The sequence below is a fragment of the Streptomyces sp. ID05-39B genome (assembly GCF_033794725.1).
GTDB classification, from domain to species: domain Bacteria; phylum Actinomycetota; class Actinomycetes; order Streptomycetales; family Streptomycetaceae; genus Streptomyces; species Streptomyces bobili.
Window position 1 is genome coordinate 1 of the sequence record NZ_JARGEF010000237.1, and the last position, 12674, is coordinate 12674.

Here is a 12674-nt window from a genome sequence, read left to right on the forward strand (position 1 = left end):
GGGACGGGGTGGAGGCGGCGCTGGACGAGCTGTACGCCACCGCGCCCGCCGGTTTCGTCGCCCGGCGCGAGGAGCTGGCCCTGCGGGCCCGCTCGGACGGGCGCGCGCAGGACGCCCGCCGTATCCACGCCGCCCGCCGGCCCTCCCTGGCGGCCTGGACGGCCAACCTGCTGCGGCGCTCCATGCCGCAGGAGAGCCGGCGGTTCCTGGAACTCGGCGAGGCGCTGCGCGAGGCGTACGGGACCCTGGACCGCGCCGGGATCAAGGAGCTGTCGGTGCAGCGCCGCAGTGTCGTCGCGGCGTTGTCCGCGCAGGCCGCGCGGCTCGCCGCGGAGGCCGGGCAACGGCTGTCGGGCTCGGTACGGCAGGAGGTCGAGGCGACGCTCCAGGCGGTGCTGGCCGACCCCGGCGCCGCCGAGCGGTGGGCCGCCGGCCGGCTGGAGACCGCCCTCACCCCTCCGTCGGACCTGCTCCCGGGCAGCGCCCCGCCGGGCAGGGCGGCCCGCACCGCGCCCGCACGGCCTGCGGCCCGCGCCCCGGCGAAGGACGAACTCGCCGAGCGGCGCCGGGAACACGAGCGGCAGCTCGCACGGGCCGAAGAGGCGGCCGAGGCCGCCCGCGAGGCCGAGCGGGCGAAACGGCGCGGTGGCGGCTGAACCGGTGGCCACGCGGCCCTCGCCTCCGCTCGCCGTCGCCCGTGGTACTGGGGGACGGGGCACGGGTTTGTCGGGACCCGAGGGCGATCGGGGATGCCGCGGTGGACGGCGAGTACGGCGGGTGGTCGCCGTGCCCGATCGGCGGGCGGGGCGCGGGAGGCGGATATTGAGGAGGAGGGTGTTCCTTCCCGTCCCGGGCGGGACGCCGACGGCCGCACACGGAGCGGGAGAGACGGTGGACGCGTCGAGAGAGGCGAGCGGGTCGTCCGCGGCGGGCGGTGAGGGCCGTACGGCGCCGCCGCTGCGCTGGTCGATCGTGGTGTCCTGGCTCGTCGCCGTCACGGTGGTGCTGGCGGTGACCGGGGTCTTCCTGGGCCGCGAGACCAGGCTCGCCCCCTTCCTCGTGGTGCTGCCCGCGCTGATCGCCGGACGCGGCAGCGTGCGCCAGACGGCCGTGGCCTCCACCTGGGTGACGGTGATGATCGCCGGGGCCCTGTTCGACACCGCGGAGGACACGATCGGCGACGCGACGGCGACCGTCGTCTTCGCGGTCGTCTTCAACGGGCTCAGCGTCGCGCGGGCGGCCCAGCGGGTCCGCAGCGAGCGCGAGATCGCCCGGCTGCGGTCCGCGGCGGCGGCGCTCCAGCGGCAGTTGCTGCGGCCGTTCCCGCTGATGACGAACGAGCTCATCGTGCACGGCCTCTACCAGCCGGTGGAGGAGGACAGCCGGGTGGGCGGTGACGTGTACGAGGTGGTGTCCTCGCCGTACGGCAGCCGGGTCTTCATCGCGGACGTGCAGGGCAAGGGGCTGCCCGCCATCAGCGCGGCCTTCTCGGTGCTCAGCGCCTTCCGTGAGGCGGCCGTCGCCGAGCCCACCCTGACCGCGGTGGTCGACTCCCTGGAGGACGCGGTGCTGCGGCACAACTCGTTCGCGGCGCAGGCCGGCGAGAGCGAGCGGTTCGTGACGGCGCTGGTCCTCGGCATCGGCTCGGAAACGGAGGTCCAGGCGATCAACTGCGGCCACGTCCCGCCGCTGATGCTGCACGGCGACCTGGACGGCCCGGTGCTGAACGACGAGCCGTGCGTTCCGCTGGGACTCGACGCGTTCTCTCCGGCGCCGCGTACGGTCGAGTGGTTCGCCTTCCCGCGGGGCGGCACGCTGCTGCTGTGCACCGACGGGGTCACCGAGGCGCGTGACCCGTCGGGGACGTTCTATCCGCTGCAGGAGCGTGCCGCGGCCTGGGGCGGAGTCCGCCCCGGCGACCTGCCCGCGACGGTCTACCGCGACCTGCGACGCCACGCGGCGGGCGCCCAGGGCGACGACACGGCTCTGATGGTGCTGCGCAGGCGGCCCGGCGGCGAGGTGGAGTAGAGGGCACGGGGGCCGGTCATCGCGGGGTGTCGGCGTCGCGGTCGGCGCGGCCTCCGGCGCCCAGGAGGCCCGTGGGGTGCAAGGGCTTCTCCGTCTGCGTGCCGGGCAGTGCGCGGCGAGTCGCGCGCAGGACCAGGGACGGCAGGGCGGGCCGTGCCAGTTGTGCGAGGCGCAGCCAGGCGGGCACGTAGACGGCGGCGCTGCGGCGTTCGACGGCGCGGGCGAGGGGTTCCGCGACGGCGTCGACGGGGTGGACGCGTCGGGCGGGCGCCGGCAGGTGGGCGCGCAGTTCGTGCAGTACGGCGTGGCGGTCGGCGTCCCGGATCAGATCGGTGTCGGTCCAGCTCAGGTAGGCGATGCCCACCGCGACACCGTGGTGGGCCTCCTCGGCCCGCAGCGCGTGCGCGAAGGCCTCCACGCCGGCCTTGGCGGCGCAGTAGGCACTCATCATCGGGACGGCGCCGAGGGAGGCCAGGGAGGCGATCTGGAGGTAGTAGCCCGCCGTCTCCCGCAGGTCGGGCAGGAACGTGTGGGCGGTCAGGGCGCTGCCGGTGAGGTCCACGTCGACGACGCGACGCCAGGACGCCATGTCCTGCCGTGCGAAGGGACCGCCCTCGGCGATGCCGGCGTTGGCGACGACGGCCGACGGCGGTCCCAGTCGGGCACGGACGGTCTCGGCGGCCTCCCGGAGGGCCTCTTCGTCGGTGACGTCGGCCTCGACGGCGAGGGCCGGGGTGGGCAGTGACGCGGCGACCGCTTCCAGGGCCGGCCGCTCGTGGCCGAGCAGGGCCAGGCGGGCGCCGCGCCGGGCCAGGGCACGGGTCTGGGCGGCGCCCAGGCCCCGCGCGGCGCCCGTGACGACGACGGTGCGGTTCTCCAGAGGGCTGTGCGCCCGTGGCATGGCTGGCTCCGATCGTCGGCCGGACCCGTGGCCGGTCTCAGGTGGGCCGTGCGTGACCGGCGCGGTCCCGGTGGGTGAGGGCACGTTGGAGGCCGGCCAGTCCGGGGGGCCGGTTCCGGCGGAGCGCCGCGCGGGCGGCGTTGGCGCCGGGCGCGCCGTGCACGCCGCCGCCGGGGTGGGCGCCCGCGGAGGCGAGGAACAGGCCGCGGACCGGCGTCTCCGGCCGTCCGGTGCCGGGCAGGGGACGGAAGACCAGCTGCTGCTGGATGCCGGCGGTGCCGCCGTTGATGGCGCCGTCGCGCAGATTGCCGTCGAGTGCCTGGAGAGTGGGCGGGGCGAGGACGCGGCGGGCCCGGATCAGCGCGCGGAAGCCGGGCGCGAACCGTTCGACCTGGCGTTCCACCCGGTCGGCCATGATCTCCTGCTCCCTGGGGTCCCAGGCGCCGGTGAGGTCCTCGTCCCCCGCGTCGGAGACGACCTCGTGCGGCACATGGGTGTACGCCCAGGCGGACTCGGTGCCGTGCGGGGAACGGGCCGGGTCGGCCGTCGTCATCTGGCCGAACAGGCAGAACGGGCGGTCGGGGATCTGCCGCATCGCGATCTGCGCGGCGAAGCGGGTGAGTTCGTCGAGGCCGTCGGCCAGGTGGACGGTGCCGGCCCGCGTGGCCGGTTCGGCCCGCCAGGGCACGGGGCCGTCGAGGGCCCAGTCGACCTTGAAGGTGGCGAAGTCCCACTCGAACCGCTCGAGGTCGGCGAGCAGTTGGGCCGGAAGGTGTTCGCGTTCGACCAGTTCGCCGTAGAGCGCGGGGACGGAGACGTCCGCGAGGACGGCGCGGCGGGCGGTGAGTGTCCCGCCGTCGGCGGTGCGCACGCCCACGGCGCGTCCGTCGCGGACGACGACCCGGTCCACGCGCAGTCCGCAGCGCAGGGTGCCGCCGCGCGAGCGCAGCCGGCGCACCAGTGCCTCGGTGAAGGCGCCGGCTCCGCCGGCCGGGACGGGAAAGCCGTACGTCTGGCCGAGCATGGACATCAGCCAGCCGAAGCCGCCGCTGCCGGCGGCCTCCGGGGCGAGGTCGGCGTGCAGCGCGTTCCCGGCGAGGAGGAGCCTGCCGCCGTCGCCGCCGAACTCCTCGGCGCCCAAGCGCCGCACCGGCAGCAGGAGGGTGCGGGCCAGCCGGAGTCCGCCCCCCGCGCGCAGCCGGACGGCGAGCCGGGCGCCGGCCCGCAGCGGCGGGAACGGGGTGAACAGGGCGTCGAGGAGGTCGGGGCGCAGCCCTTCCCAGATCTCGTGCAGCCGTCGCCAGGCGGCGCCGTCCCCGTCGTGGAAGGTGTCGAGGGAGGCGGCGGTGGCGTCGATGCTCCGGTCCAGGACCGCGCACCTGCCGTCGCTCAGCGGATGGGCCAGGACTCTGGGAGCGTGGCTCCAGCGCAGGCCGTGGTCCTGAAGGCGCAGGCCCGACAGCACCGGGGAGGCGGCGGCGAGCGGGTAGAAGGAGCTGAAGAGGTCGCTGACGAAGCGGGGGTCCACGCCCCGGTCGTGGCGTACCGCGCCGCCGGGTTCGGGCTGCTCCTCGACGACGTCCACGCTCCAGCCGGCGTCGGCCAGGAGGTTGGCGGCGACCAGGCCGTTCGGCCCGGCCCCGATCACGACGGCGTCAGGCATCGCCGTCCGCCCGTACGGGCACCGGGCCCGGCCCGGTGTCTGGGCTCGGATGCTCGCACACCTCGGCCAGCCGGGCGAGCATCGTGCGGTGGCGGAGCTGGATCAGTGCTTCCACGCCCGCGTTGTGCAGGGCTCCGCCCACGCCCTGCAGGGGGTGTTCGTCCACGATGACCAGGCAGTGCCTGCCCCAGGGGCGCAGCTCGACGGCGATCCGCGCGGTGCCGAGCGCACCGGCGCGGGCCTCCAGCTCCAGGGAGACGCCCTCCTCACAGCGCCGTACGACGGTCTGGTTGGTGAGCCGGACGGGTCCGAACCGGACCTCGTAGCCGATCTCCGCGCCGACCTGGGGCCACTGCCCGAGTACCGGGTGGGACTCCGCTGTACCCACCACCCAGTCCGCGTACCGGTTGCCGTCCGCGAGGACGGACCACACCCGCCGCGGGGATGTCTTGATCAGCCGATGCCGAACCGCCACGACGACCTCCTGTGCTCGCCCTTCGCTCACCGCCAAGTGCCCCTGTCGGCGGCGGTCAACCGGGGTGGGGAGAGGTTTCTGCGGCACGGCTCCCCGGTCGGGGCGGTCCGGCACCGGTGAGGGAGGAGGCCCACGTGGTGCGGGGCGTCAGATGCGGCCGCCGGTGAGCCGGGTGATCGGGCCGTGGGTGTGGCGGCCGGCGCGCCGGCCCGCCGCGTACGACGCGGCCGTCAGCACGGTGACGCCGGCACCCACCCCGGCGGCGACCAGCTTGCGGTGGGCGATCACCGTCCACGCCGTCCTGGCCGTGGTGGCGACCTGCCCGCCGGCCGTTTTGGCGGTGGCCGCGACCTGCCCGCCGGCGGACTTGGCGGTGGCCGCGACCTGGTCGGTCTTCGCGGCGAGTGCCTGGCGGCCCGCCTCGACGCCGCGGGCCGCATGCTGGGCGGCCTCACCGGCCGTCCCGGCCGCATGCTGGGCCTTGGAGCCGGCGGCCGACGCGGTGTCGTCCGCCTTGTCGGCGGCGCCCTTCGCGGCCCGTGCGGCGGGGGCGGTCGCCTTGTCCGCGGCGCGCCGTGCCTTGGATGCGGTCGCGCGCTTGGTGGCGCGCTCTTCGTTCGTCTCCGTGTTCGGTTCAGTCATGGACTTCGCGTTGCCGCTCGCCCGGACCGCAAACCCGGCGCGGCACACGCCTGCCGTCGCCGGTGAGGTGAGGGGGCGTCAGGGCGACCACGTGGGCCGGCGAGGACTGTTGCCCACGCGGGCCCACGCGCACCATGGTTGCGCACCACGGGTGCTCCGCCCGAAGGTGCCTGTCCTTCACCCGTACGCCCCTTCGCGGTTCGTCCGCACACCAAGATCCTCCCGCCACGGCCTGCGCCGCCACGCTCGCGCCCATGCCCCGGGGTGCAGGATTCCCACGTTTCCATGACCCATGAGCGGGACCCTGACGCGGCGGATCCCGGCCGGGTGGAGAGGGCGGTGGAGCTGCCGGCGCCGGGCGGACCCTGCGGACCGTCCGGCCACCCGCTCCGTGGCGGCCCGCCGTCGAAGCTCACCCGCCCGGTGGGCCCATCCCGTCGCCCTTGAGGCGTTCGAGGTCGGAGGGGCGGACCTGGATCACGACGACGGCGATCACGGCGGCCAGCAGCGTGCAGACGGCCGCGACCACGAAGCCCGCCGACACGCCCGCCGTGAGGATCTCGTCGGCCCAGGGCGAGGGGAGGTCGCCGGTGCGCTGGAAGCGCAGGCGTTCCGCCGGGGTCGCCTGGGACAGGAATGCCGGGATCTGTTTGTCCGCCTCGTTGCCGCTGGCCGTGCCGAACACGGTGACCAGGATGGACAGGCCGAGTGAACCGCCCACCTGCTGTGTGGTGTTGAGCAGCCCCGAGGCCGCGCCGGTCTCCCGGACGGACACGTTGGACAGTGCCATCAGCGTGAGGGAGACGAACTCCATGCCCATGCCCAGGCTGAAGACCAGCATCGGGCCGAGCACGCTGCCCGCGTAGGTGGAGTGGACGTCCGTCAGGGTCAGCCAGCCCAGTCCCGCGGCGGCCAGGATCGCGCCGACCACCATGAAGGGTTTGGGGCCGTACGTCGGCAGGAACCGGGAGGCCAGGCCCGCGCCGACGGCGATGACCACGCTGACCGGGAGGAAGGCGAGTCCGGCCTGGATGGGGCTGAAGTCCAGCACGTTCTGCACGAACAGGGTGAGGAAGAAGAACATGCCGAACATGCCGGCGGCCAGGCAGAGCATGATGCCGTAGGTCCCCGCGCGGTTGCGGTCGGCGAACATGTGCAGCGGGGTGATGGGCTGCCGGGAGCGCCGCTCGACCAGGACGAACACCGCGAGGAGGACGACGGCCGCGGCGAAGGAGGCCATGGTGAGCGCGTCGCGCCAGCCCTCCTGCGCGGCCCGGATGAAGCCGTACACCAGCAGGACCATGCCGACGGTGGAGGTCGCGGCGCCGGCGAAGTCGAAGTGGCCGGGGTGGCGTTCGGACTCCTTGATCCAGCGGGGTGCCGCGAGGGCGATGAGCAGGCCGATGGGGACGTTGACGAAGAGGACCCAGCGCCAGTTGAGCCACTCGACGAGGATGCCGCCGGCGAGCAGTCCGATCGCGCCGCCGCCCGCCGAGACCGCGGCGAACACGCCGAACGCCCGGTTGCGCTCGGGTCCTTCGCGGAAGGTGGTGCTGATCAGGGCGAGGGAGGTCGGGGAGGCGATGGCCCCGCCGACGCCCTGGAGGGCGCGTGCGGCCAGGAGTTGGCCAGGTCCCTGGGCGAGGCCGCCGAGGAGGGAGGCGAAGACGAACAGCAGTACACCGAAGATGAAGACGCGCCGCCGGCCGAGGATGTCCCCGGCCCGGCCGCCGAGCAGCAGTAGTCCGCCGAACGTGAGCGTGTAGGCGTTCACCACCCAGGACAGGTTGGTCGTGGAGAAGTCCAGGGAGCGCTGGATCTCGGGGAGCGCGATGTTCACGATGGTGATGTCCAGGACCACCATCAGCTGACACGAGGCGATGACGAACAGCGCCATCGGATGCCCGCCGCCGCCCGGCGGCCGGGCGGAGGTCTGGGACGCGGAAGTGGGCTGCGGAGAAGTGCTCATAGCGTGTCGCCCGCGCAGGGGCGGGCCCCTGGGAGAGTCAGTGAACGGACACATCCACTGTCGTGGTCACCGTTCGACGGTACGCCGCCGTCCGGAGCGTCACCACTCGATCATCGGGGGCGTCACCCTCTTCGCCGCCGCCCGGTCGACGGGGCCGTCATCGCCCGGTCGTCGCGGGCCGGCCGGCCCGGCTCTCGTCCGCGCTCTGCCGTCGCGGGCCCGTCCACCCGGGCGTCGGGCATCAGGCCTCGCGCATCGGGCATCGAGCCCCGCCAGGCATCGGGCGTCGCGCATCGGGCATCGGCGTGCCAGGACTCCCCCGTGGTCCTGGCACGCCGCCCGCCGTTCCGGCGGTGTCCGCCGGAGAGTCACCAGGATGCGCCGGAGCCGGGGGGCGTGTCGTTGGCGAGGCGTCCACGGTCGGTTGGCGGAGCGTCTCCGGGCCCGCCGGGCGCGGGGTGTTCGCGGGCGCGCAGCTCGCTGGGCGGGATGCCGTAGGCGGTGCGGAAGGCACGGGTGAACTCGGCGGCCCGCGGGAAGCCCCAGCGTGCGGCGACGGCGTGGATCGGCGTCGCACTCCGGGCGGGATCGAGGAGTTCGCGGCGGGCGTGTTCCAGCCGCTGGTCGCGGATGTAGGAGGCCACGGTGAGGCCTTCGGCCCGGAAGAGGCGGTAGAGGTGGCTGCGGGAGATGTGGTGGGCGGCGGCGACGGTCGCGGGGGTCAGCTCGGGGTCGGCGAGGTGGTGGCGGACGAACGCCTTGACGCGCAGGACGAGGGTCCGGTCGTGGCTCTCCGGCGGCAGGCTCAGGTCGGCGTCCAGGGCGTGCGCGAACGCCGCCGAGACCAGGTCGGCGACGACGGTGGCCAGGCGGGGGCCGTCGGAGGGCCGGTAGACGGAGGTGTCCGCGGCGAGCCCGCGCAGGAACTGTGCCAGCAGGGCGCCGATGCCGTCCGTGGCCGCGATACGGCGTCCCATCACCTGGTCGGCTTGCCGGCCGGGCAGCGGGATCTGGGCGCGGGGGATCTCCAGCCCGACGATGGTGACCGGGTCGGCTCCGGTGTGGATCTCGAAGGCCTGCGAGGAACTGCTGATGTGGAAGTCGTTCATCGTGTAGACCGCCTGCCGGCTGCTGCCCCAACTGGCCGCGCCCTCCCCCTTGAGGAGCAGGGAGAGGTGGTAGACCTCGGGGTCGGAGGCGCGGATCAGCTTGGGGGTACGGCGGAAGACCAGCGGGTCGAAGGTGGCCGGCCAGACGGTCACGTCGCCGAGGAGGATCGCCCGCTGGCAGCCGTCGTAGTCCGCCGCGCGGTCGCTGCTCAGCTGCATCGGCGCGTGGGTGCGGCCCATGCGCTGGACCCAGGCCTCGAAGCGGTCGGCCGCCGGGAGGTCCTGGGTCCGGAAGACCGACTCGTGCACCACGCGGGCAGTCAATCACACCGGTGATCGCGGTGAGTTGGGGGCGGTGACCGGGCGGTGACCGTGCCCGGCGGGAGGAGCGGCGGGAGGTCAGATCACCGACCGCCATATTACTGAACCGTAACCTACCGACGGCTACCCCGGGTAACCCCTTCGCGGTTACCGTCCTGACAGTTCGTCTAAGAGCGCAGCTCCCCAGCGCGTTCTTGCGTACGGCACGCGACGGCGGTGGGACGACCGGCGCCGTGAGCCGGGCGGTCCGTCCTCACCGGACCGCGCGTCACCCGAGCCGCAGAGGAAGGCTCGGCCTCCCTTCTCCCCCCGGAGGTCCGCCATGCCCGCCCCCACCCGCCTGCTCGCAGCTGCCGTCACGGCCGCCGCCTGCCTCGGCACGCCGGCCGCAGCGGCCGGCGCCCCGACGGCCACGGAACCCGTGGTCTCCCGCGGGGTCACCATCCCCGCCTTCTACACTCCGCCCGCCTCGCTGCCGGCCGCCGACGGCGCACTGATCCGCAGCGAACGTCTCCCCCTCGCCCTGAGCCTGCCCGGCATCAACGGTCCGCTGCCCGGCCGGGCGACCCGCCTGATGTACAGGTCCACGGACTCGGCGGGCCGGCCGATGGCCGTCACCGGCGCCTACATCGAACCGACGGTCGCCTGGAAGGGCACCGGACCACGGCCGCTGGTCGCGGTCGCCCCGGGGACCATGGGACAGGGCGACCAGTGCGCCGCCTCCCTCGGCCTGGAGCGTCCGCTGCTGCTCAACGGGCAGACGCTGTCGGTCGGTTACGAGGTCCTGGCCATCTACCGCCTGCTCGCCCGCGGTGTCGCCGTCGTCGTCACCGACTACACCGGCCTGGGCACCACGGACCGGCTGCACACCTACGTCAACCGGGTCGACGAGGCCCACGCGGTACTGGACGCCGTCCGCGCGGCCCGCGCCCTCGACGGCACCTCGCTCACGGACCGCTCCCGGGTCGCGCTGTTCGGTTACAGCCAGGGCGGCGGGGCCACCGCCGCCGCCGCCGAACTCCAGCCGTCGTACGCCCCCGACGTGCCGCTCGCCGGCACCTATGCCGGGGCGCCGCCCGCCGACCTCGTCGCCGTGACCGCGGCCATCGACGGCAGCGATCTCGCCGGGGCGCTGGGCTGGTCGGTCAACGGCTTCCTGGAGTCCGATCCGGAGTTGAAGCCGATCGCCGACGCGCACCTCAACGCGGCCGGCCGGGCGGCCCTCAAGGACCTGTCCACCATGTGCGTGGGGGACGCCCTCCTCGCCTACAACTCGGCACGCAGCACGGCCTGGACGACCGACGGCCGTTCCCTGGGCGCCATCATCGAAGGAGAACCCGCGCTCAAGGCGTTTCTGGCCGATCAGCGCATCGGCAGGCTCAGGCCCGCGTCACCGGTGCGGTTGGCGACCGGCACCGCCGACAACCTCGTACCGCACGGACAGGCCCGGGGCCTCGCCGTCGCCTGGTGCGCGAAGGGGGCGGACGTCACCTACAAGCCGGTCGTCCTGCTGCCGCTGGGCAACTCCCTGCTCAACCACTTCGCCCCGCTGCTCACCGACCAGGGCGAGGCGATCTCCTGGCTGACCGACCGGCTCGACGGCAGGCCCGCCGGCTCCAACTGCGCCACCCTTCCCTACAAGCCCTGAGGCGGGCGCACGACGGCCGCCGTCCCCCTGGCCGGACACCGCCCAAGGGGACGGCATCGTGGTCGAGGCGGAGATCATGCGTTGCCGGTGTCGCCGGGCACCGGTTCCGGGCGCCGCGGTGCACCCCCTGACGGACGGGGTGTCGGCCGTCGCCGGTGCGGCGTTGCGCGTCCGCGACGACCAGAGCGCCACCGCGCGCGGCCGACCGCCGCCTGCCGTCTGCCGACCGCCGTCCGCCGTCTACAGGCCGTCGAGCAGCCCCAGCCGGGCGACGATCCGCTTGCCGACCGGCTCCCGGACGACGTCGACGTCCTGGGCCACGGCCATCACGATCTCCAGGCCGTGCTGCCCCACTCTCGTCGGATCCGCCTCGCGCGCCGTCGGCAGCGCCGGTTCGCTGTCCCAGACCGCGATCTCCACGGTGGCACCGGCGATGCGCAGATGCAGCAGGACCGGGCCGGGCGCGTAACGCAGGGCGTTGGTCACGAGTTCGCTCACCACGAGCTGGGAGAGGTCCAGGGTGCGGGCCGACACCGGCACCCCGTGCTCGCGCTGCACGCTCGTGAGGAACGCGCCCGTCAACTCCCGCGCCCCGGCGATGCAGCCGCTCTTTCCGTCCAGCGCCACCGTTGTCTCGACCCGGCCCCGCTCGGGACGCGGGGAACCCTCGCCGGGAGGGACAGGTTCCATGCGGACCGCCTTCATTACCCCGTTCATGACCGCGCGCATACCCCCGAATCCCGCTCCTACGCCCCAGCCGCACCACGGCCCGAAGGCGCCGGAACGGGCGCCCGTTCCCGGCGTCCGGCGCCGTACCGCGTCCCGGCCGTCACCAGGACGGTTCCCGCGGCGAAGCCGACCGCGACCGTTGATCCAGCTGCGGCCGCCACGGCCCGGGCAGGTGGTGCCGTCGTCGCGGTGGTGCCGTCGTCGTGGTGGTGCCGTCGTCGCGCACGCAGTCGATCGTCCGCCGATCTCGGTCGCCACACCCTCCCCATGGCCATGACGCGGGCCACTGCCCCCGCGTCACGGCCATGTCACCTTCCTTGGCGTCAGCCGATGTGGAAGCTGTCGCCGTACACCTTCCAGTCCAGGGGCGGCTGGAGGTCGAGGTTGCCCTGGCGGAGGAAGACGCGCTGGGCGGTGTCGACGCGGCTGGTGTCGCTGTGCGCCTCCTCCTGCTTCATGGCCCACACACGCGCGTCGAGGAAGGCATGGAGGTACGCCGTCTCGTCGCCGCCCCGGGCCGGGGGCTTCGCCCTGGACAGGGCGCGCCGGCGGATGCTGCCGAAGCTCGCCGAGTCGCCGCCGTCGCCGTGCATGACGATGGCGTCGTAGTACGCGAACTGGCCCAGGACGCGCAGGCCGTCGGCCTTGGCGCGGCGCACGGCCGGGTCGAAGTAGACACGGTCGCGTTCGTCGTTCTGTGCCTGTTGGAACGCCGTGTCCTGGGCCGCCGTCCTCCAGTCCCGCGGGTAGTTCGGGTCGAGGCCCTGGTGGGAGTCGGTGCCGTCGACCGCGCGCAGGGCGGGGAGGTACTTGGCGAGGACGTTGCCGGGTTTGCGGGCGGCGTACAGCTCGACGAGGTCGAGCATGTCGCCGGTGCCGGAGCAGAAGCCGATGATGCCGGCGGTGTAGCCGCGGCCGTCGCCTATGTCCTCGATGTACTTGTACTGGGCCTTCCAGTCGAGCGAGGAGTTCTCCGCGCTCGACACCAGCTTCATGGCGATCTCCTTCTTCGCCGGGTCGTCCAGGCCAGGCACCGCGAGGAGTCGGGGTGCCGCGGACGCCTGCGGGGAGGCGAGGATCGGCGTTGCCGTCAGGGCGGCGAAGAGGGCGAGCACGGTACGGCGGGACGCGGCGGTCGGGTCCTGCGCGCCGGGGGACTTGCTGTCTCTTATAAACATTTCCGAGCCCA

At 74.2% G+C, this 12674-nt stretch carries 10 protein-coding genes and 1 pseudogene; 3 read left to right on the top strand and 8 right to left on the bottom strand.

Features of this window, described 5'->3' with window-relative positions; all coding sequences use genetic code 11:
• Window positions 1-8: 8 nt before the first annotated feature.
• Window positions 9-617 (top strand): annotated as a pseudogene (locus P1P75_RS33650) (hypothetical protein); the annotation flags it as partial.
• A 274-nt stretch (window positions 618-891) separates the two neighbouring features.
• Window positions 892-2028, top strand: a complete 1137-nt coding sequence (locus P1P75_RS33655; protein ID WP_319262697.1) for a PP2C family protein-serine/threonine phosphatase — start codon at window positions 892-894, stop codon at window positions 2026-2028.
• A gap of 16 nt (window positions 2029-2044) precedes the next feature.
• On the opposite strand, the gene P1P75_RS33660 is transcribed toward P1P75_RS33655, so the two are convergent.
• From P1P75_RS33660 to P1P75_RS33685, 6 genes are all read right to left on the bottom strand, one after another.
• The gene (locus P1P75_RS33660) at window positions 2045-2929 is read right to left on the bottom strand and encodes an SDR family oxidoreductase (RefSeq protein WP_319262699.1); all 885 of its coding nucleotides are present in this window, start codon (window positions 2927-2929) and stop codon (window positions 2045-2047) included.
• 37 nt (window positions 2930-2966) lie between these two features.
• Window positions 2967-4592 (bottom strand): NAD(P)/FAD-dependent oxidoreductase, encoded by a 1626-nt coding sequence (locus P1P75_RS33665; RefSeq protein WP_319262701.1) that lies wholly within the window; start codon window positions 4590-4592, stop codon window positions 2967-2969.
• Window positions 4585-5067, bottom strand: a complete 483-nt coding sequence (locus tag P1P75_RS33670) for an SRPBCC family protein (protein ID WP_319262703.1) — start codon at window positions 5065-5067, stop codon at window positions 4585-4587. Before P1P75_RS33670 ends, P1P75_RS33665 begins: the two co-directional genes overlap by 8 nt.
• Before the next feature lie 147 nt (window positions 5068-5214).
• Window positions 5215-5709: a hypothetical protein gene (locus P1P75_RS33675; RefSeq protein WP_319262705.1), complete on the bottom strand. Its 495-nt coding sequence runs from the start codon at window positions 5707-5709 to the stop codon at window positions 5215-5217.
• A gap of 412 nt (window positions 5710-6121) precedes the next feature.
• On the bottom strand, window positions 6122-7678 hold the full coding sequence (locus P1P75_RS33680) for an MFS transporter (RefSeq protein WP_319262707.1): 1557 nt from the start codon (window positions 7676-7678) through the stop codon (window positions 6122-6124).
• Window positions 7679-8046: 368 nt separating this feature from the next.
• A complete protein-coding gene (locus P1P75_RS33685; protein ID WP_319262709.1) occupies window positions 8047-9099 on the bottom strand; it encodes a helix-turn-helix domain-containing protein in 1053 nt (350 codons plus the stop codon).
• A 331-nt stretch (window positions 9100-9430) separates the two neighbouring features.
• On the opposite strand from P1P75_RS33685, the gene P1P75_RS33690 reads away from it, so the two are divergent.
• On the top strand, window positions 9431-10756 hold the full coding sequence (locus P1P75_RS33690; protein WP_319262711.1) for an alpha/beta fold hydrolase: 1326 nt from the start codon (window positions 9431-9433) through the stop codon (window positions 10754-10756).
• Between the two features lie 240 nt (window positions 10757-10996).
• On the opposite strand, the gene P1P75_RS33695 is transcribed toward P1P75_RS33690, so the two are convergent.
• Window positions 10997-11446, bottom strand: a complete 450-nt coding sequence (locus tag P1P75_RS33695) for an ATP-binding protein (protein WP_319262714.1) — start codon at window positions 11444-11446, stop codon at window positions 10997-10999.
• A 362-nt stretch (window positions 11447-11808) separates the two neighbouring features.
• Complete coding sequence (locus tag P1P75_RS33700) at window positions 11809-12663, bottom strand: chitosanase (RefSeq protein ID WP_319262716.1); 855 nt, start codon at window positions 12661-12663, stop codon at window positions 11809-11811.
• Window positions 12664-12674 lie beyond the last annotated feature (11 nt).

What these genes read in the sequence shown, in the direction of transcription:
- P1P75_RS33680 (WP_319262707.1), bottom strand. Translation starts at nt 7,678, where the DNA reads ATGAGCACTTCTCCGCAGCCCACTTCCGCGTCCCAGACCTCCGCCCGG.
- P1P75_RS33675 (WP_319262705.1), bottom strand. Translation starts at nt 5,709, where the DNA reads ATGACTGAACCGAACACGGAGACGAACGAAGAGCGCGCCACCAAGCGC.
- P1P75_RS33660 (WP_319262699.1), bottom strand. Translation starts at nt 2,929, where the DNA reads ATGCCACGGGCGCACAGCCCTCTGGAGAACCGCACCGTCGTCGTCACG.
- P1P75_RS33695 (WP_319262714.1), bottom strand. Translation starts at nt 11,446, where the DNA reads ATGGAACCTGTCCCTCCCGGCGAGGGTTCCCCGCGTCCCGAGCGGGGC.
- P1P75_RS33690 (WP_319262711.1), top strand. Translation starts at nt 9,431, where the DNA reads ATGCCCGCCCCCACCCGCCTGCTCGCAGCTGCCGTCACGGCCGCCGCC.
- P1P75_RS33665 (WP_319262701.1), bottom strand. Translation starts at nt 4,592, where the DNA reads ATGCCTGACGCCGTCGTGATCGGGGCCGGGCCGAACGGCCTGGTCGCC.
- P1P75_RS33700 (WP_319262716.1), bottom strand. Translation starts at nt 12,663, where the DNA reads ATGTTTATAAGAGACAGCAAGTCCCCCGGCGCGCAGGACCCGACCGCC.